This window comes from Azospirillum sp. UENF 211521, from assembly GCF_058780535.1.
Window position 1 is genome coordinate 1,979,221 of the sequence record NZ_JBSNCF010000001.1, and the last position, 18,253, is coordinate 1,997,473.

Genomic DNA, 18,253 nt, shown 5'->3' on the forward strand with positions numbered 1-18,253 from the left:
CCACCCGTTTCCTGCGCCGCGCGAAAGGACGGCCGGCAAAAAAGACGGCCGGCAGAGGTCTGCCGGCCGCGAGGTTCGGGGAGGGAGGGACGCGAGGCGGGGGAGCCTTACTTCTGGATGCCGATGACCTGCTGCTGGGCCTTGTTGCCGATGCCGGCGGCGAGGTTGGAGACGGTGCCGAGGTTCTGGTTGAACAGGGCGCCCGGCGCGCCGAACTGCATGGCCTTGACCTGCTGCTGGGCGGTGTTGCCGATGCCGACCGCGCTGTTGCTGACGGTGCCGGCGTTGCTGTTGAAGCCGCCCAGGGCAAAGGGCGTCTTCGCCCCGCCGCCGCCCGCCTGCATGCCGAAGACCTGCTGCTTGGCGGTGTTGCCGACGCCGGCGGCGAGGTTGGAGACGTTGCCCAGGTTGGAGGCGGTGCCGAAGGGCCCGGCCAGCCCGCCGCCCGCCTGCACACCCATCACCTGCTGCTGCGCCTTGTTCTGGATGCCCGCGGCGGTGTTGGAGATGACGCCCAGGTTGCTGGCGTTGCCGAGCGGGATGCCGCCGGTCATCAGGTCGCCGGCGAAGGCCGGGCCAAATGAGGCGGCGGAGCACAGGACGGCGACGGCGGCGGCGATCAGGGTGGTGCGGCGCATGGTGTGGTTTCCTTCCGGTGTCTGAGGAGTTGGTGTCTGGGGGAGTTGGCTGCCGGTTCCGTCTGCGTCGGGGCCCGGCCTGTCCGATGACCAGACCCTACGCCCCGCCGCCCATCCCCGCTGTGGCCTGCGCCACACTGTGGGACAGCTTTTCCAAAAGGCCGTTTTTCCCGCCCATACCGTTGAGGTGCGGGGGATTTCCTGTACGATCCCCCGACGCCTTTTCCGGCACCCGCCCCTGTTCCGCGCGGGGCCACCACAACGATGCGAGACGGCGCAATGCTTCAGACACCCGACCGGTTGGACCCGGAGGTCGTGATCTTCGATTTCGACGGCGTCATCATCGACTCCGTGCCCACCAAGAACGGCGGCTTCGCCATCCTCTACGGCATCGACGATGCGGAGACGGAGGAGCGGATGCGGCAGACGATCTGGCGCAACGGCGGCCTCAGCCGGTTCAAGATGCTGGGGATTCTGGAGCGGGAAATGTTCGGGCGCGATCCCGGCCCGGCGGAGATCGACGACCTGGCCCGCCGCTACGCCGAGATCGTCGACCCGCGCGTTCCCGACTGCGCGCTGATCGCCGGTGCGGAGACGGTGCTGGACCAGCTGGACGGCACGCCCTGCCACCTCGTCTCGGGCACGCCGCATGAGGTGCTGATGGGCACGGTGCGCACCAAGGGGCTGGAGCGGCATTTCCGAAGCATCACCGGCTCCCCCAACGTGAAGGCGGAGGTCTTCGCGCGCATCGTCGCCGAGGGCGGCCATGACCCGGCACGGTCGCTCGCCATCGGCGATTCCCTGACCGAACTGGAGGCCGCCCGCAAGGCCGGCACGGGTTTCGTCGGCGTGGTGTCGGAGGGGCTGCCGAACCCCTTCCCGCCCGACGTGACGGTGGTCGGCGACCTGCACGGGCTCGCCCGGCTGCTCTGAGCGGCGGTGCTGAGCAGAAGCGTTGCGGAAAACGGTCGCATCGGGGTATTGTTTATGAGCCCAACAATCCATAAATGATTAGGGCATCCTATGACGAAAGGGAGGTCAGTATGCCCGTGCCGAAAGAGGCTGCCGAAGCCGCCCGTGACCGTTATCTGGCGATCCTCAGCGGGTTTCCCGGTATGACCCGCGCCGAAGTCACGAAGCTGTCCGACGACTACGCCATCGCGGTCAATTTCGCGTCGGGCATTCCCGACGATCTTCCCAAGGATCTCGACGGCGTGCCGGTGATCGCACGCACCCAGTGACGCTCAACTATTGACGCGAAAACGCGACGCCCGGTCCAGACCATGGACCGGGCGTTTCGCATTTTTGGGACTTACGCCGGGTTGGATGGGGTGGTGGCGTCGGCGCGCTCGGCCGGTCCCTTGTTCATCGCCATGGCCATCATCTGACTCGCCTGCGCGGTGCAGGTCGCGGCCAGCGTGCGCACCGTCTGGCCGCCTTCGACGAGCAGCCGGCTGAGCATCGGTCCGGGCGCCTCGAAGGTGCCGATAAAGACCCGCTCCTCCTCCCCCTTGCCGGCGAACCCGCGCTTGAACAGATGCACGCCGGGATTGGCCTGGGCGTTGACGCCGTGCAGGTCGTAGCGCTTCCCGCCGTTGGCCTTCACCCACTGCATCGCCTTCCAATGGACGAGGAAGGCCGCGTTCAGCGGCAGTCCGGCCTCCGCGGTGGCCGAATTCTGCATCAGCGCGGTGTCGCCGAGCAGCGACACCACCACGCCGGCCACCGGCTCGCCGTTGTGGGAGGCCATCACCGCGTGCATCTTCATGCCGTCGGGCAGGGCGCGGTGGACCTTCGTCAGGGTGCGGCTGTCGAAGGCGCGGAAGCCCTTGCGGCGCTGCGTCTGGATGAACAGATCGTCGATGGCGTCGAGGATCTCCGGCGAGGAACCCTCGACGACCTCCAGCCCGGCCCCCTCGGCTTTGGCGAGGCCACGCCGCCAGTGGCGGGACAGGTCCTTGTGGATCGTCGCCTCGTCGCGGGTCAGGTCCATGATGAAGGTGCGGTAGGGCGCCTTGGCGTCGCTGTGCCGCATCCCCAGCGCCTCCATGGCGGACAGCGCGCGGGCGCCCTCCCCTGCCCCGTCCTCGATGCGCGGCAGGACGCGCAGGAACAGGCCGCGCCGGACGCTGTACTCGGCCTTCATCGCGTCCATGATCGCCAGGAAGTCGGCCGGATCGGCTGGACGGCCCTTGGGACGCCACAGCGGCCCCCACATGACCAGCGCGATGCCGCCGATGCCCGGCACCCGGCGGACCAGCAACTGCGCCGCGGCGACCGGCTGGCCGTCCCGGCGCAGCACGATGTGGCTGAGGTCGCGGCCGGGATGGGCGATGCGCCCGAAATCCCAGGTCTGGAAGATGTTGGCGTCGTCGAAGCCGTTCATGACGGCGTACCAGCCGCCGCGGTCCATACGGTCGATTTCGACAGCCGGTGAAGCGTCCAGGCAATCGCCCCCAAATGCGTCGGTGTGAATCTGGCGTTTCCCCAGCGAAGTCACGTCGAGCCTCTCGCGTGGTTGGTCGAATGGGCGCAATCAGGGCGGACGTGGAACCTCGCCCGTCCCGCTTCCCTGGCCGGAGGCCAGAGCCGTCGCATCGTCGAAGGTCGAAGCTCCGCGGAAAGTTTTAGATAATTCACGCGCGGCCTACGGTCTTTGCGATCGTCCACAAACAATAGGAGACGCACGGGAAAATCACACAAACCCTGATGGGTTCGCGCAAAATCCCACTGGATTATTCTCTGTGGCTAAGCGCTTTTTCTGGGGATTGTATGGGCTACGCCCGTATCGACAGTTGCACCGCGGCGCAATACGCCCAATTCGGCGCTGATTGAGTGGAAATCCGTGCTTCGGCGTTCAGAACATCGTCAATTGGATGATGCCGTCGGCGCGGGCGTGGCGTTCCGCCGCGTTGGCGGCGGCGTCCTGGGCGCCTTCCTGCGATTGGGCGATCCCGACGGCGATGCGCTCCCCGGCCACCGAGACGGTCCAGGTCCAGCGCCCATCGGTCCGCCACGACACGGCCAACTCGCAGCCATGCGCCTGACACACCAGTTGCCGCACCGACCAGTTCGCCGCCATTCGCGCAACCCCACAGCCCCGGCGCCGCCTCCGGCCCCGCATGCCTCAGTTATGCACCGGAGAGGCCATGTTCCGCCAGTGCCGGCTGCTCCGCACCACGGGTAGACACCCATTGCGGGGGTTGGGACGACTTGATAGCTTCCCAGACGACTCCGGCACAATGGGGCGACGAGGGGGCAATGACCGGCGACGATTTGAAGCTGCTGCGCGAGAGGCGCGGCCTCACCCAGACGCAGATGGCCGCGTTCGTGAACGAACTGACCGGCCGCCGCTACGACAAGCAGCGACTCAGCAAGTGGGAGACGGGGCGCGAGCCCCTGCCCCGCGACGTGCTGGGCCGTCTGCTGCTGCTGTCGCTGGAACAGCCGGCGACCGAGGAGCCGCGCGCCGGCACGACCATCGCCATCGGCCTGCAGAAGGGCGGCACGGCCAAGACGGCGACCTCGATCAACGTCGCCTTCATGCTGGCCCGGTCGGGCAACCGCGTGCTGCTGGTGGACGCCGATCCGCAGGGCAACGCCACGGTCCATGTCGGCGTTCCGCAGACCGACGTGGTGGCGCTGACCGAGCAGGGCAGGGTGCTCTACCACGCGCTGATGGGCAAGGCGAAGCTGGCCGACGTCATCCGCCCGACCAGCGTGGAGGGGTTGGACGTCGTGCCGTCGAGCATCGCGCTCGCCAGCGCCGACACCGAGCTGCCGGGCAACCTGACCAACGCCCAGACCGCCATGGCGGAGATGCTGGACGCGGTGCGGGGCGACTATGACTTCATCCTGATCGACTGCGCGCCGAACCTGGGGGCGGTCACCATCAACGCGCTGACCGCGGCGGACTATGTGCTGATCCCCTGCCAGGCGGAGCCGCACGCCATCCTGGGCGTCAACGCCTTCCTGGACACGGTGACGAAGATCCAGCGGCGGCTGAACCCGAACCTGCGGATTCTGGGCGTGCTGCCGACCATGCTGAATCCCCGCCAGACCCAGGACCGCTCCTCGCTGGACGACATCGGCCGGCTGTGGGGCGAGGATTACCGGGTCTTCCCGCCGGTGCCGCGCGCGACGATCTACGCGCAGGCCGCCGGTGCCAACGTCATCACGCTGGACGCCGACATCGGCGCGCCCGGCGTGGAAAGCTACGCCGCCATCGCCGGTGCCCTTCTGAAGGCCACCGGACGCATCCGGGAGTCGTCCGATGCCGCCTAAGAAGCTGACCCGCCAAACCGCCGCCACGGTTCTGCAAGCCAAGAACACCGCCCCGGCCCTGGAGACCGACCGGCTGTTCGGACTGACCGGCGCCCTGCCCCGGCTGATCGAGGCCGACGTCGCCGCCATCCGCACCGACCCCAACCAGCCGCGCACAGTCTTCGACGAGACCGCCCTCGCCTCGCTGGCCGCCTCCATCGAGCGGCACGGGCTTCAGCAGCCGGTGCTGGTGCAGGAGACGGCGGAGAAGGGCGTCTACCGCCTCGTGGCCGGCGAACGCCGCCTGCGCGCCCATCAGATGCTCGGCCGCCCGACCATCGCCGCCATCATCACTAAGGGCAAGGCGGAGGAGATTGCGCTGATCGAGAACGTCCAGCGCGTGGATCTGGACGCCATCGATCTGGCCCGCGGCCTGACCCAGCTCATCGACAGCCACGGCTACGCCCAGGCGGAGGTTGCCGCGGTGCTCGGCTGCTCGGAGGCCGAGGTGTCGAAGCGGCTGAAGGTGCTGGACCTGCCGACCGACATCCTCCGCGAGTACCGGGAGAACCCCGACGCGGTGTCCCGTTCCGCCCTGGTCGAACTGGCCTTCGTCGGAGATGAAGGGGAGGTGCGGCGGCTGTGGCAGTCGGCGCGCACCGGCGGGCTGACGGTGCAGTCGGTGCGCGCGGCGCGGGCGTCCAAGGCGCCGGGTTCCGTGGAACCGATGCGCGTGCTCGGCCGCTCGATCAACCGCATCGAGAAGGAGCTGAAGGCCATCGACGCGGTCAGCACCGCGATGCAGAAGGAGCATCGGGAACTGCTGCGGGACCTGCGGATGCGCATCGACGATCTGCTGGGGGAGTGAAGGGTTTCGAAATCGAAAGCGTCTTTTGGTTGCAAGATAATGGCTTTACGTACAACTTATAAGAGCTTTCGAAGTCGAAACGCGCAACGCCATTGGGGGCCATTTTCGCAGAGTTTTGCCCCCTCCCCAACCCTCCCCCGCTTCGCGGGAGAGGGGGCCCTCCGCGAAGCGGCGGCAGTCCCCTCCACCTCATAGAGGGGGAGGGTTAGGGAGGGGGCAAAACTCTTACTCCCTGCACAACGAAGAAGGGGGAGCCGGTGCAGGCCGGCTCCCCCTTCTTCCATTCTGGAAGCACCGCGTCAGCGGCGCGGCGATCCGCCTTACACGGCCTGCTGCGGGCGCATGTCCGACGGGTCGATGCCGGCGACCGCGACCGGCTTCTTCATGGCGTCGCGGCGGAACGGCTCGCCCAGCTCCTGGTTCAGGATCACCTCGACGAAGGTGGTGATGCCGCGGCCCTGGTCCTCGATGGCCTGGCGCAGGGCGGCGGTCACCTCGTCCTGGGTGCGCGCGGTGACGCCCTTCAGGCCGCAACCCTCGGCCACCTTGGCGTAGCTGAGCTTGGGGTTCAGCTCCGTGCCGACGAAGTTGTTGTCGTACCACAGCGTCGTGTTGCGCTTCTCCGCCCCCCATTGGAAGTTCCGGAAGATCACCATGGTGACCGCCGGCCATCCCTCGCGCCCGATGGAGGACATCTCGTTCATCGAGATGCCGAAGGCGCCGTCACCGGCGAAGCCGACCACCGGCGTGCTGGGGCAGCCGATCTTCGCGCCGACGATCGACGGGAAGCCGTAGCCGCAGGGGCCGAACATGCCCGGTGCCAGATACTTCCGCCCCTCCTCGAAGGTGGGGTAGGCGTTGCCGATGGCGCAGTTGTTGCCGATGTCGGTGGAGAGGATGGCGTCGGCGGGGAGGGCGGCCTGGATGGCCCGCCACGCCTGACGCGGCGACATGCGATCGGACTCGCGCTCACGCGCCTCGGCGTTCCAGCTCGTTCCGGGATCGTCCTCCTCATGGTCGAGCGAGGACAGGAGCTGAAGCCACGCCGACTTGGTCTGGTGGATCAGGGCGCGGCGCTCCAGCCGGCCCGTGTCCCCGGCGCCGGGGGCGAGCTGCGCCAGGATTTGCTGGGCAACCTGCTTGGTGTCGCCGCAGATGCCGACCGAGACCTTCTTGGTCAGCCCGATGCGGTCGGGGTTGATGTCCACCTGAATGATCTGCGCGCCCTTCGGCCAATAGTCGATGCCGTAGCCGGGCAGGGTGGAGAAGGGGTTGAGCCGCGTGCCGAGCGCCAGCACGACGTCGGCCTTGGCGATCAGCTCCATCGCCGCCTTGGACCCGTTGTAGCCGAGCGGCCCGACCGACAGCGGGTGGCTGCCGGGGAAGGCGTCGTTGTGCTGGTAGCCGCAGCAGACCGGCGCGTCCAGCCGCTCCGCCAGCGCGATGCTGTCCGGAATGGCCCCGCCGATCACCACCCCGGCGCCGTTCAGGATGACCGGGAACTTGGCCTCCGACAGCAGACGGGCCGCCTCGGCGATGGCCTGCCGCCCGCCCGCCGGGCGCTCCAGACGGACGATCTGCGGCAGCTCGACGTCGATCACCTGGGTCCAGAAGTCGCGCGGCACGTTGATCTGCGCCGGGGCGCAGCCGCGCCACGCCTTTTCGATGACGCGGTTCAGAACCTCGGCCATGCGGCTGGGGTCGCGCACCTCCTCCTGGTAGCAGACCATCTCCCGGAACATGGCCATCTGCTCGACCTCCTGGAAACCGCCCTGGCCGATGGTCTTGTTGGCGGCCTGCGGCGTCACCAGCAGCATCGGCGTGTGGTTCCAGTAGGCGGTCTTGATCGAGGTGACGAAGCCGGTCACGCCGGGTCCGTTCTGGGCGATGGCCATGGCCATCTCGCCGGTGACGCGGCTGTAGCCGTCGCAGATCAGCGCGGCGTTGGTCTCGTGCGCGCAGTCCCAGAACCGGATGCCGGCCTTGGGGAAGAGGTCGGAGACCGGCATCATGGCCGATCCGATGATCCCGAAGGCGTGCCGGATGCCGTGCATCTGAAGGACCTTCACGAACGCTTCCTCGGTGGTCATTTTCATGGTGCGCATCCTCGTTGCATGGATTGGGGGGTAGGGCGGGGCGGCGGTCAGCCGGCGATCACGCGCGGCATGGCCCGCTCGCCGGGGCCGGGACAAATGGCGGGCCGGTGCACGGCGATCAGGGGGGCGTAACCGTCGACCCCCTCCGGCATCGGCATGGCGAACCAGCGGTAATGGCGCCCGCTCCAGACGAGCAGCCCCTGGCTGAGACCGTGGCCGTCCACCGCGAAACGGTCGATCAGGCGTCCGGCGAGGCCGGCGGACAGCGGCTCGTAGACGATGCTCGGACCGGCGCGGAAGCCCACGCGGGGGCAGGAGGGCGAGCCGCAGATGTAGAGGCTCCGGGCGTCCATCGCCTTGGCGCGGGTCATCAGGAAGGCCAGGGCGGAGCCGTGATCGGTATGGTCCTGCGGCATCTCTGTTCCTTTCCTGTGGTGGGTGGGTTAAGAGGCGGACTCAGACTTCCCCGGCGCCGTAGAAGAGGGTCACGGTGTGCTTCGCCTCGGCGAAGAAGAGCCAGCGTTCGGCGATCACCCCCAGGGCGGCGGCGGCAACGGCCAGCAGCGCCAGCGTGCCGGACAGGGCGCCGGGGCCAGCGACCAGCGCGCCGAAGCTCAGCGCTGCCGGCAGGGCGAAGGCGGCGAGGCGGGTGATGAGGCGCAGGCGGACGGCGTGGCGGCGCCCGACGCGGAAGCCCATTTCCTTGAGCAGGTAGTTGTCCTCGCTGTGCGGAGCGTCGAGCAGGCGGACCCGTCCGATGTGGCCGAGGCCGGTCGCCGTCTCCGCCGTGCTGACGGGGCGGGCGGTGGCGCAGTGCCGCCAATGCCCTTCCTTCGCCACCCAGGCCAGCCCCACCGACGCCAGAGCCAGCAGGGAGGACCAGCCTGCCGCCTGTCCTGCCACGCCCAGCAGCGCGTTCAGCAGCAGCGCCCCGGTCATCAGCGACAGCGCCAAGTACGTACGCGGCACCCAGGGGTTGGCCCATTGGCGGATCGGCTTCAGCGAGGCGTAGATCATCGCCGTGCAGTAGACGGTGACCGCCGCCATCGCCGCGGTGATCCAGCCGGCCACGCCCGCCACGCCGCTCCCGCCGCCGCCACTGCCGGCCGTCAGGACGATCCAGGCGATGGCGAAGACGCCCGCCGGCAGGAAGGTGGCGACCGCCGCCACCCCTTCGCGCGACAGCCAGGAACTGCGCCACTGCGACAGCGCCCGCCACGCCCGCTCCGGCCGGCCGAGATGGGCCAGTGAGGACAGCAGCCCGGCCACCACCAGCCCGAGGGCGAGGGCGAGGGCGGCGAGGCCGAACAGCGGGCTCGCCGGCAGCAGGCCAAACGGCGCCAGCAGGCCGAGCAGGGCGAGCAGGCCGTAGCCGGCGCCCGCCGCGCTGGTGAAGAAGATGATGGAGAAGGCTGGATGCATGGAAACCCTCCCTCAGCGCGCCAGGATGCGGTCGGCCCATTTCAGCAGGCCGTGGAGCGGCAGATCGTCGTTGGCGCTGTCCCTGGTGATGCGCTCGTCGAGCGCCAGGGTGGGGCGGGGCCGGGGCGGCAGGTACTTGTTGGTCGGCTCGTAGCCCAGCTCCGGCATCAGGTCGTAGCCGCCGCGCTCCGCCACCAGCTTCGAGACGGCGGAGGACGGGTCGGCGAGGTCGCCGAAATGACGGGCGGAGGTCGGGCAGACCATGACGCAGGCCGGCACCCGCTCCGATTCCGCCAAGGTCTCGTTGTGGATGCGGTCGATGCACAAGGTGCATTTCTTCATCACGCCAACGTCCTGGTCGAACTCCCGCGCGCCGTACGGGCAGGCCCAGGAGCACAGCTTGCAGCCGATGCACAGATCCTCGTTGACCAGCACGATGCCGTCCTCTGCGCGCTTGTAGGAGGCGCCGGTCGGGCAGACGGTCACGCAGGCCGGCTGTTCGCAATGCAAGCAGGAGCGCGGGAAGTTGGTGGTGCGCGACCCGCAGCCGCCTTGCTCGGAGCCGGCCTCGAAGCTGTGGATGCGGTTGAACCACACCCCGTCCGGGCCGGCGCCATAGGCGTCGGTGTCGGTCAGCGGCGCCATGTGGCCGCCGGCGTTCCACTGCTTGCAGGCCACCGCGCAGGCGTGGCAGCCGACGCAGGTGTCGAGGTCGATGACCAGCCCCAGCCGGGGGGCGCCGGGTTCGCGGTTGGGCAGGCTCGTCATGGCTGGACCCTCCGAGACGTGGGCCGGAAGGCGGCGCCGGTGCGCAGGATGGCGGGCGGTGGCTCGACGCCCGGCGGCATGGCCTGGGCGGGGAAGCGCGGCATCGTCTCGGCCCGCTCCTTCGGCGGGGCCTTCTCGACGCGGACGCGCAGGTCGTACCAGGCGGCCTGTCCGGTCACCGGGTCGGCGTTGGCGTGGCGGTAGCCGTTGCGCTCCGGCAGTAGCTCCGAGATCAGGTGGTTGAGCAGGAAGCCCTTCGTCCCCTCCGGCGCGTCGGCGGACAGGTTCCAGGCGCCGGAGCGCTTGCCGATGGCGTTCCATGTCCACACCGTCCCGGCCTCCACCCCGTCCATCAGATGAACCGGCACCCGGATGCGCCCGGTCGGGCTGGTCACCCAGGCCCAGTCTCCGTCGGCGAGGCCGAGCGCCTCGGCGGTGGAGCGCGCGATGTAGAGGCTGTTGCGCGCCAGGATCTGGCGCAGCCAGGCGTTCTGCGAGCCCCAGGAATGGTACATGGGCATCGGGCGCTGGGTGACCGCGTGCAGCGGGAAGGCGCTCTCGTCCAGCCCGTCCTCCTCCAGCGGCGGATACCAGAAGGGCAGGGGGTCGAAGTAGGCCTCCACCCGCTGCCGCTTGTCGGCGGGCGGCACCACCGCGCCGTGCCCGCGCGCGGCGAGGCGGAATTTCTGGAGCGGCTCGACGTAGAGCTGGAGGATCACCGGCTCCGGCTTGTCGAGGAAGCCCATGCGGGTGGCGGTTTCCAGATAGGCCTGGTTGGCGTGCTTGAAATAGTGCTGCTCCGGCGGCAGCTCGAAATGCCAGAAGCAGCCGTTGCGGACGTAGCGGTCGAGCTGGTCCGGGTTGGGCGCGCCCTTGCCGGCGTCCTTGCCGTCGGCGCCGCGCCAGCCGGCCAGCGGGCCGATGCCGGGCTTGCGCTCGTGGTTGGTCATGTAGTCGGGGTAGCCGCCGGGGTAGCGCGGGCTGCCGTCCTCCCGCACAAAGGCGGGCAGGCCGAGACGGGCGCCCAGCTCGATCAGCACGTCCTGGAAGGGCCGCACGTCGCGGTCGGGGGTCAGCACCGGCTGGCGGATGGAATCGCCGGGGCCGTGCGCGCTGCCGATCGGACGGTCGAGCAGCGAGATGCAGTCCCACCGTTCTAGGTAGGTGGTGTCGGCCAGAACGAGGTCGGCGTAGGCCACCATCTCCGAGGCGTAGGCGTCGCAATAGACGATGAAGGGGATGCGGTACTCGCCGCTGTCGGGGTCCTTGTCGGACAGCATCCGCATCGTCTCGGACGTGTTCATCGACGAGTTCCAGGCCATGTTGGCCATGTACATGAACAGCGTGTCGACGCGGTACGGGTCGCCCTCCCAGGCGTTGGCGACCACCATATGCATCAGCCCGTGCACCGACAGCGGCGCGTCCCAGCTGAAGGCCTTGTCGATGCGCAGCGGCTGCCCATCCTCGCCGACCAGCAGGTCCTCCGGCCCCATGGGGTAGCCGAGCGGCATCCCGTGGATGGCCTTGCCGGGGCCGGTCTCGCCGCGCTTGCCGGCGGGCTTGGGGCCCGGCGGGGCGGGGCGGGGGTAGGGCGACTTGTAGCGCCAGCCGCCCGGCACGTCGATGGTGCCCAGCAGGATTTGCAGGATGTGGATGGCCCGGCAGGTGTGGAAGCCGTTGGAATGGGCGGAGATGCCGCGCATGGCGTGCATGGCGATGGGCCGCCCGACCATCCGCTCGTGGCGCCGCCCCGCCCAGTCGGTCCAGGGCTGCTCGATGGTCAGCGTCTCCTGGAAGGCGAGGTGAGCCATCTCGGCGGCGATGCGGCGGATGGTGTCGGCGGGAACGCCGCAGCGCTCGGCCACCGCCTCCGGGGCGTGCTGCGGGTCGAGGTAGCGTTCGGCCAGCAGATGGAAGGAGGGCACGGCCCGCCGCCCGTCGGGCAGGGTGACGGCGCCGACCAGCGCCGGGCGGATGCCGGCCTGCGTGGCGGGAACGGCGCGCTGCTCCACCGCGTCCCAGGCCAGCGGGGCGCCGTCGGCGTCGCGGGCGAACAGCCCGTCGTCGGGGGCGCCGGGGTCCTGGATGACCAGCCAGGGGGCGTTGGTGTAGCGGACCAGATACTCGGCGTCGATGCGGTCGGCGCGCAGAAGCTCGTGGATCAGGGCGAAGACGAACAGCCCGTCACTGCCCGGACGGATGCCGACCCATTCGTCGGCGATGGCGGAATAGCCGGTCTTGATCGGGTTGACGGAGACGATCTTGGCGCCGCGCGCCTTCATCTTCGACAGACCGATCTTGATCGGGTTGCTGTCATGGTCCTCAGCCACGCCGAACAGCAGCAGGTAGCGGGTGTGGTCCCAGTCCGGCTCCCCGAACTCCCAGAAGCTGCCGCCCAGCGTGTACATGCCCGCCGCCGCCATGTTGACGGAGCAGAAGCCGCCGTGCGCCGCGAAGTTGGGCGTGCCGAACTGCGCCGCCCAGAAGCCGGTCAGCGACTGGCTCTGGTCGCGCCCGGTGAAGAAGGCGAGCTTGCTGGGGTCGCTGTCGCGGATCTTGGACAGGCGCTCGGTCAGGATGGTCAGCGCCTCGTCCCACTCGATCTCGCGGAATTGGCCGGTGCCGCGCTCCCCGGTGCGCAGCAGGGGCTTGCGCAGCTTGGCCGGGGAGTTCTGGGTCATGATGCCGGCGGACCCTTTGGCGCAGATCACGCCGTGGTTCACCGGATGGTCCTTGTTGCCCTCGATGAAGCGGAGCTGGCCGTCCTTGATGTGCACTTTGATGCCGCAGCGGCAGGCGCACATGTAGCAGGTGGTGTATTTGACCGTGTCGGAGACGGTCGGCGAGGGGTCGATGTCCTCGCGCGGCGACTGGTAGCGGTCGAGCCAGCCGCGCGCGTCCTCGGGCGCCGCCGGCCCGCTCCTTCGCTGGAAGCCCTGGGTGAAGGCGAACCCGCGCGCACGCTGGCCGCCGACGTCGTCGATCTTCGCCATCCTGATCCGTTCCCTTCCGGAATGCCTCCCCCGTTCTCTCCCGGCGAGGGGCCGGGAGAGGGGGCCAGGAGAGGGGGGCTGTGCTGCCGTGCCGTTCTTCAAAAAGGCGGCTGTGTGGTCAGTCCGCGAGCCGCTGCGCGCCCGACCGTTTCGCGGCCTCGGCCATCAGCGCGTCGAGGGCCGCCGGCAGGTCGCCGGGCACGTCCACCACCACGGCGCCGGCGCGTTCCAGCGCGCCGCGCTTGGAGGCGTAGCTGCCGCGGTCTCCGGTCACGATGGCGCCGGCGTGCCCCATCTTCTTGCCCGGCGGGGAGGCGCGGCCGGCGATGAAGGAGACGACGGGCTTGTCCGTCTTCGCCACCAGCTCCGCCGCCTCCTCCTCCATGCTGCCGCCGATCTCGCCGACGAGCGCGATGGCGTCGGTGCCCGGATCGTCGATCAGGGCGGCGAGCGCGTCCTTGGTCGTCGTGCCGATCATCGGGTCGCCGCCGATGCCGAGGAAGGCCGACTGCCCATGGCCGCCGCGCACGAGGTTCAGGCAGACCAGCGTGCCCAGGCTGCCGCTGCGCGAGATGACGCCGACCCGGCCCGGCTGGAAGACGCGCGGGTTGAAGGCGGGCATGATGCCGACGAAGCCCTCACCCGGAGTCACGATGCCGGCGGTGTTCGGCCCGATGATGCGGGTGCCGTGTTCCGCCGCCGCGGCGTGCATCTCCATCACGTCGTGGGACGGGATGTGCTCGGTCAGGCAGACGACGGTCTTGGCCCCGGCCTCGATGGCGTCGATGGCGGCGGCCTTGGCGGCGGCGGGCGGGATGAACATCACCGACACGTCGAATCCGCCGTTCGCCATGGCCTCCTTCGCGGTGGCGAAGATGGGCACGCCGCAATGGCTCTGCCCGGCCTTCTTCGGGTTCACGCCGCCGACCACGGTGGTGCCGTAGGCCTGCATCTGCTCGGTCCAGAAGGTGCCCTGCTTGCCGGTGATGCCCTGCACCAGGACCCGGTCGCTCTTACGTACGATCATCGCGCGGCCTCCACGGCTGCCGAGATGGCGTCTTCCATCCGGTCGTAGGGTTCGATCCCCAATTCCTCGCGCACCATGCGCACGGCCTCGTCCTCGCCGGTGCCGTGGATGGAGAAGAAGACGGGGATGGTGGGGTTCAGCGTCTTCCAGGCCTGGATCACGCCGCCGGCCATCACGTCGGTGCGGGCGAAGGCGCCGCAGAAATTGACGACGAGGCTTTTGACGCCGGGGTTGGACAGCACGAGGTCCAGCGCCTCCGTCCCCTTGGTGTAGGCCTCGCCGCCGATCTCCAGGAAGTTGGACGGACGCCCGCCGGCGTGGCTGACCACGTCCATGGTCGTCATGGTCAGCCCGGCGCCGTTCGCCAGGACGCCGACATTGCCCTCCAGCTCGATGTATTTGAGGTCGAGCGCCCGCCCGCGCTCCTCCAGCGCCGACAGAGGCTCCTTGGCGCCCAGTTCGGCGATGTCCGTTTGCCGATAGAGCGCGGCATCGTCCACTGTCAGTTTGCAGTCCAGCGGCACGACGCGGCCGTCGGCGAGCAAGGCCAGCGGGTTGATCTCCAGCAACTCGGCGTCGTGCTGGCGGTAGACGCGGTAGAGATCGACCAGCATCGCCGCCACCGGCACCGCGGCCTCGCCGAGGTCCAGCCCCAGCAGCAGGCGGCGCGCGTCCGCCGGGCCGAAGCCCTTGCGGATGTCCACCGCCATGCGGCGCAGGGATTCGGGGCGGGTCGCCGCGACCTCCTCGATGTCCATGCCGCCCTCGGTGGAGAACAGCACCAGCGGGCTGCGGCTGGCCGGGTCGTTCAGCACCGCGGCGTAGAATTCGCGGGCGATGGCCGCCTGCTCCTCGACCAGCACGCGGGCGACCGGGAAGCCGCCGATCTCCATGCCCAGGATGGCCTGCGCGGATGCTGCGGCCGCCTCCGGCGTGGCGGCCAGCTTGACGCCGCCCGACTTGCCGCGCTTGCCCGTGGGCACCTGCGCCTTGACCACCACCGGCCCAATGGCGCGGGCGGCGGCTTCGGCCTCCTGCGCGCTGGCGCAGAGGCGGCCCTGCGGGACGCTCACCCCGGCGCGGGAGAGCACGGATTTTCCGGCATGTTCCTCGAAGTTCATCGTCGCCTCCGTCAGCGTCCGTGGCGGGACCAGAAGGGGCCGAACAGGGCCTCTTCGCTCGGCTTGTCCTCCGGGATCGGGCGGACGAGGTGGGTGATGTTGACGAAGTGCTTCCAGCTCAGGTTCTCGGAGATGGAGTTCTTCTGCCAGCTCCCGCAGCCCATGGAGAGGGTGAAGTTCAGCCCGCTGTCGAAGCCGCCGCCGTTGCCGAAGGTGTGGGCGAAGTTGACCAGCACGCGCACCACGTCCAGCTCGTCGGCCAGCCGCTTCGCGTGCGCCTCGTCCCGCGTGTGGATGCCGCAGGAATGGCCGCGCCCCTGGTGGTCGAGGATCTTGCGCACCTGATCGACCGCCGCGTCGAAGTCCGGCACCCGGTAGACGGCCAGCACCAGCGACAGCTTCTCGCCGGAGAAGGGATGCGCCTTGCCGACGCCGGTCTCCTCGACCAGGAAGAAGCGGGTCCCGCGCGCTTTGGGCGCCAGCTCGAACGCCTCGGCCAGGATGGCGGCGTCCTTGGCGATCAGCTTGCGGTTCAGCTTGCCGTTCTCCCACAGGCGGGACTGCACGCGCTCCCGCTCCTCCGCGGTGCAGAGATAGCCGCCGGCCTCCTCCAGCGCCGCGATGGTTGCGTCGTAGACGGAGTCGAGAACGACGAGGGCGTTCTCCGACGAGCAGGAGGTGGAGTTGTCGAAGGTCTTGGAGGCGCAGATCTTGCGCGCCGCCTCGGCCAGATCGGCGCTCTCGTCCACGATGACCGGGACGTTGCCGGCCCCGACGCCGATGGCCGGGGTGCCGCTGGAATAGGCGCGGCGCACGTTGTCCTGCGAGCCGGTGACGACGACGAGGTCAACCGCCTCCATCAGCGCCTGGGTCAGGCCCTTGGTGATGGGGGTGGGGATCATCTGCACCAGATCCTCCGGCGCGCCGATGCGCGCCAGCTCGGCCCGCATCAGCTCGACCGTGCGGCCGGTGGCGGCGGAGCCCATGGGGGAGGGGGCGATGATGATGGCATTGCGGCCCTTGACGGCCATCATCGCCTTGTTGACCGGCGTCGCCGCCGGGTTGGTGGAGGGGGTGACGGCGCCGACGACGCCCAGCGGCTTGGCGATCTTGACGATGCCCTTGGCGGTGTCCTCCTCGATCACGCCGACGGTGCGCACCCGCATCAGGTCGCGCAACGTCCCGAAGGTCTTGCGCTGGTTCTTGGTGATCTTGTCCGCGACGTTGCCGAGGCCGGTGTCGGCCACCGCCAGTTCCGCCAGGGCGCGGGCGCGGCCCGGCTCGTAAATGGACCAGGCGAGGGCGGCGACGGCGTCGTCCACCTGCTCCTGCGTCGCGTCGGCGAAGGCGCGCTGGGCGGCGCGGGCGCGGGCGACGAGGGCGGCGACGGCCTCCTGGTCGGCGCTGGCCGGCGTTCGGTCGAGCATGATGTTGTCCATGGTTGCTTGTCTCTCTCCCTGAAGGTTCGTTCGTTGGTTCGGACGGTCAGGCTTTGAGCACCCGCTGCGGCGGCTCCTTGCGGGGCGGGTTGCCGTGGGTCGGATCGTTGGGGGGACGGCGGAGCAGGGGCTTGACCACCGGCCACATCGACCAGGCGAGGAAGATCGCGGACAGCGCCAGGATCGTGCCGCTGATCGGGCGGGTGAAGAACACCGCCATGTTGCCTTCGTAGTTGGCGAGCGAGGTGAGGAAGTAGCGCTCGCACAGCGGCCCCAGGATCACGCCGACCACCAGCGGGGCCGGCGGGAAGTTGGTGCGCTTCATGAAGTAGCCGACGACGCCGAAGGCGAGGCAGACATAGACGTCGAAGAGGTTGTTGCGCACGCCGTAGGCGCCGACGACGCTGAGCACGATGATGAAGGCGCCGAGGATGGCCGGCGGCACGCGCATCAGCGTCGAGAAGACCCGCGCCACCCCCATCGCCGCGACGATCATCAGCAGGTTGGCGATCAGCATGCTGGCGAAGATCGTGTAGACCAGCGTGGTGTTTGAGGTGAAGAGGAGCGGGCCGGGGTTCAGCCCGTGGATCAGCATGGCGGCCAGCATGATCGCCGTGGCGGCGCTGCCGGGGATGCCCAGCGTCAGCAGCGGGATCATCGCGGTGCCGGTGGTGGCGTTCTTGGCCGCCTCCGGGGCCGCCAGCCCCTCTTCCATCCCGGTGCCGAAGCGGTCGCCCTTGCCGCAGGCCTGCTTCTCCACGCTGTAGGCGATGACCGCCCCCACCGTGGCCCCGGCGCCGGGGATGACGCCGATGGTGCAGCCGAGGCCGGTGCCGCGCAGGATCGAGGACTTGATCCGCCACAGGTCCGACAGGCCGACCTGCTTGCCGGGCTTCGTGGCGACGGAGCGGCCGCCGCCGGCCCGCTTGCAGATCAGGTCCACGACCTCGCCGATGGCGAACAGGCCGATCATCACGACCGTGAAGTTGATGCCGCTCTCCAGGTCGGGGACGCCCAACGTCAGGCGGGGCATGCCGTACATAGGATCGACGCCGACCGTCCCGATCAGCAGGCCGAGGAACATCGAGAGCGCGCTCATCAGCGGCGCGTCCTTGGCGATGGCGATGACGCTGACGAGGCCCAGGATGGTGGCGGCGAAGAATTCCGGCTGGTCGAACTTCAACGCGAAGCTGGCGAAGGGCGGGGCGCCGAAAGTCAGCAGCAACGCGCTGGCCAGCCCGCCGAAGGCGGACGCGGTGATAGCAATGCTCAGGGCCCGCGAGGACAGGCCCTTGCGCGTCATCGGGTAGCCGTCCCAACAGCTTGGCAGCGAGGCCGGCGTGCCGGGGATGTTGATGAGGATCGAGGAGATCGAGCCGCCGAACACGCCACCCACATAGATGCCGCCGAGGAAGGACATCGCCGTGACCGGCGGCAGCAGGTAGGTGAAGGGCAGGGCGATGGCCATGGCGTTGACGAAGGAGATGCCCGGCAGCGCGCCGGCCACCACCCCGAGCATCAGGCCCGAGACGAGGAGGACGAAATTGTACGGATCGAGGGCGCCGGCGAAGCCACCGGCCAGATTGGCGAGGATATCCATGGGACGATCCTTCCGGTG

The 18,253-nt window shown here is 69.3% G+C and carries 16 protein-coding genes; 4 read left to right on the forward strand and 12 right to left on the reverse strand.

Annotation, left to right across the window (positions count from 1 at the left end; all coding sequences use genetic code 11):
• Positions 1–107: 107 nt before the first annotated feature.
• Positions 108–638, reverse strand: a complete 531-nt coding sequence (locus tag ACWPN5_RS09220; protein WP_492295259.1) for a hypothetical protein — start codon at positions 636–638, stop codon at positions 108–110.
• Between the two features lie 279 nt (positions 639–917).
• Between ACWPN5_RS09220 and ACWPN5_RS09225 the strand changes: the two genes are divergently transcribed.
• Together ACWPN5_RS09225 and ACWPN5_RS09230 are read left to right on the forward strand one after the other, a co-directional pair.
• Positions 918–1,571 (forward strand): HAD family hydrolase, encoded by a 654-nt coding sequence (locus ACWPN5_RS09225; protein ID WP_200479917.1) that lies wholly within the window; start codon positions 918–920, stop codon positions 1,569–1,571.
• Positions 1,572–1,681: 110 nt separating this feature from the next.
• Positions 1,682–1,879 (forward strand): hypothetical protein, encoded by a 198-nt coding sequence (locus tag ACWPN5_RS09230; protein WP_014200232.1) that lies wholly within the window; start codon positions 1,682–1,684, stop codon positions 1,877–1,879.
• Positions 1,880–1,950: 71 nt separating this feature from the next.
• Here ACWPN5_RS09230 and ACWPN5_RS09235 read toward each other — a convergent pair whose 3' ends face one another.
• A complete protein-coding gene (locus ACWPN5_RS09235) occupies positions 1,951–3,051 on the reverse strand; it encodes a lipid II:glycine glycyltransferase FemX (RefSeq protein ID WP_247888459.1) in 1,101 nt (366 codons plus the stop codon).
• A gap of 444 nt (positions 3,052–3,495) precedes the next feature.
• Positions 3,496–3,720 carry a hypothetical protein gene (locus ACWPN5_RS09240; protein WP_014200230.1) on the reverse strand — a complete coding sequence of 75 codons (225 nt, stop codon included), beginning with the start codon at positions 3,718–3,720 and terminating at the stop codon, positions 3,496–3,498.
• Between the two features lie 179 nt (positions 3,721–3,899).
• Here ACWPN5_RS09240 and ACWPN5_RS09245 point away from each other — a divergent pair, with 179 nt between their 5' ends.
• Positions 3,900–4,922, forward strand: coding sequence for an AAA family ATPase (locus ACWPN5_RS09245; protein WP_145689376.1), 1,023 nt, complete (start codon positions 3,900–3,902; stop codon positions 4,920–4,922).
• A complete protein-coding gene (locus ACWPN5_RS09250) occupies positions 4,912–5,769 on the forward strand; it encodes a ParB/RepB/Spo0J family partition protein (protein WP_114861549.1) in 858 nt (285 codons plus the stop codon). The genes ACWPN5_RS09245 and ACWPN5_RS09250 overlap by 11 nt, the downstream gene beginning before the upstream one ends.
• Positions 5,770–6,089: 320 nt before the next feature.
• Here ACWPN5_RS09250 and xsc read toward each other — a convergent pair whose 3' ends face one another.
• The 9 genes from xsc to ACWPN5_RS09295 all read right to left on the reverse strand — a co-directional run bounded on the left by xsc (position 6,090) and on the right by ACWPN5_RS09295 (position 18,235).
• On the reverse strand, positions 6,090–7,865 hold the full coding sequence (gene xsc / locus ACWPN5_RS09255) for a sulfoacetaldehyde acetyltransferase (protein WP_492295260.1): 1,776 nt from the start codon (positions 7,863–7,865) through the stop codon (positions 6,090–6,092).
• Between the two features lie 47 nt (positions 7,866–7,912).
• Positions 7,913–8,281, reverse strand: coding sequence for a hypothetical protein (locus tag ACWPN5_RS09260; RefSeq protein WP_492295261.1), 369 nt, complete (start codon positions 8,279–8,281; stop codon positions 7,913–7,915).
• A 40-nt stretch (positions 8,282–8,321) separates the two neighbouring features.
• A complete protein-coding gene (locus ACWPN5_RS09265; RefSeq protein WP_492295262.1) occupies positions 8,322–9,287 on the reverse strand; it encodes a dimethyl sulfoxide reductase anchor subunit family protein in 966 nt (321 codons plus the stop codon).
• Positions 9,288–9,299: 12 nt separating this feature from the next.
• Positions 9,300–10,055 carry a 4Fe-4S dicluster domain-containing protein gene (locus ACWPN5_RS09270; protein WP_492295263.1) on the reverse strand — a complete coding sequence of 252 codons (756 nt, stop codon included), beginning with the start codon at positions 10,053–10,055 and terminating at the stop codon, positions 9,300–9,302.
• The gene (locus tag ACWPN5_RS09275; protein ID WP_492295264.1) at positions 10,052–13,048 is read right to left on the reverse strand and encodes a molybdopterin oxidoreductase family protein; all 2,997 of its coding nucleotides are present in this window, start codon (positions 13,046–13,048) and stop codon (positions 10,052–10,054) included. Before ACWPN5_RS09275 ends, ACWPN5_RS09270 begins: the two co-directional genes overlap by 4 nt.
• A 118-nt stretch (positions 13,049–13,166) precedes the next feature.
• A complete protein-coding gene (locus ACWPN5_RS09280; protein ID WP_145689382.1) occupies positions 13,167–14,075 on the reverse strand; it encodes a succinate--CoA ligase subunit alpha in 909 nt (302 codons plus the stop codon).
• Positions 14,072–15,196 carry an ADP-forming succinate--CoA ligase subunit beta gene (gene sucC / locus ACWPN5_RS09285; protein WP_145689383.1) on the reverse strand — a complete coding sequence of 375 codons (1,125 nt, stop codon included), beginning with the start codon at positions 15,194–15,196 and terminating at the stop codon, positions 14,072–14,074. Before sucC ends, ACWPN5_RS09280 begins: the two co-directional genes overlap by 4 nt.
• An 11-nt stretch (positions 15,197–15,207) precedes the next feature.
• Complete coding sequence (gene sauS, locus ACWPN5_RS09290; protein WP_492295265.1) at positions 15,208–16,635, reverse strand: acylating sulfoacetaldehyde dehydrogenase; 1,428 nt, start codon at positions 16,633–16,635, stop codon at positions 15,208–15,210.
• Between the two features lie 46 nt (positions 16,636–16,681).
• Positions 16,682–18,235, reverse strand: coding sequence for a tripartite tricarboxylate transporter permease (locus ACWPN5_RS09295; RefSeq protein WP_492295266.1), 1,554 nt, complete (start codon positions 18,233–18,235; stop codon positions 16,682–16,684).
• Positions 18,236–18,253: the final 18 nt, after the last annotated feature.

Bases quoted from the DNA above. Each gene is read 5' to 3' on its own strand.
- ACWPN5_RS09275 (WP_492295264.1), bottom strand. From the start codon at position 13,048: ATGGCGAAGATCGACGACGTCGGCGGCCAGCGTGCGCGCGGGTTCGCC.
- ACWPN5_RS09235 (WP_247888459.1), bottom strand. From the start codon at position 3,051: ATGGACCGCGGCGGCTGGTACGCCGTCATGAACGGCTTCGACGACGCC.
- ACWPN5_RS09260 (WP_492295261.1), bottom strand. From the start codon at position 8,281: ATGCCGCAGGACCATACCGATCACGGCTCCGCCCTGGCCTTCCTGATG.
- xsc (WP_492295260.1), bottom strand. From the start codon at position 7,865: ATGAAAATGACCACCGAGGAAGCGTTCGTGAAGGTCCTTCAGATGCAC.
- ACWPN5_RS09225 (WP_200479917.1), top strand. From the start codon at position 918: ATGCTTCAGACACCCGACCGGTTGGACCCGGAGGTCGTGATCTTCGAT.
- ACWPN5_RS09270 (WP_492295263.1), bottom strand. From the start codon at position 10,055: ATGACGAGCCTGCCCAACCGCGAACCCGGCGCCCCCCGGCTGGGGCTG.
- ACWPN5_RS09295 (WP_492295266.1), bottom strand. From the start codon at position 18,235: ATGGATATCCTCGCCAATCTGGCCGGTGGCTTCGCCGGCGCCCTCGAT.
- ACWPN5_RS09230 (WP_014200232.1), top strand. From the start codon at position 1,682: ATGCCCGTGCCGAAAGAGGCTGCCGAAGCCGCCCGTGACCGTTATCTG.
- ACWPN5_RS09265 (WP_492295262.1), bottom strand. From the start codon at position 9,287: ATGCATCCAGCCTTCTCCATCATCTTCTTCACCAGCGCGGCGGGCGCC.
- sucC (WP_145689383.1), bottom strand. From the start codon at position 15,196: ATGAACTTCGAGGAACATGCCGGAAAATCCGTGCTCTCCCGCGCCGGG.
- sauS (WP_492295265.1), bottom strand. From the start codon at position 16,635: ATGGACAACATCATGCTCGACCGAACGCCGGCCAGCGCCGACCAGGAG.
- ACWPN5_RS09245 (WP_145689376.1), top strand. From the start codon at position 3,900: ATGACCGGCGACGATTTGAAGCTGCTGCGCGAGAGGCGCGGCCTCACC.
- ACWPN5_RS09280 (WP_145689382.1), bottom strand. From the start codon at position 14,075: ATGATCGTACGTAAGAGCGACCGGGTCCTGGTGCAGGGCATCACCGGC.
- ACWPN5_RS09220 (WP_492295259.1), bottom strand. From the start codon at position 638: ATGCGCCGCACCACCCTGATCGCCGCCGCCGTCGCCGTCCTGTGCTCC.
- ACWPN5_RS09240 (WP_014200230.1), bottom strand. From the start codon at position 3,720: ATGGCGGCGAACTGGTCGGTGCGGCAACTGGTGTGTCAGGCGCATGGC.
- ACWPN5_RS09250 (WP_114861549.1), top strand. From the start codon at position 4,912: ATGCCGCCTAAGAAGCTGACCCGCCAAACCGCCGCCACGGTTCTGCAA.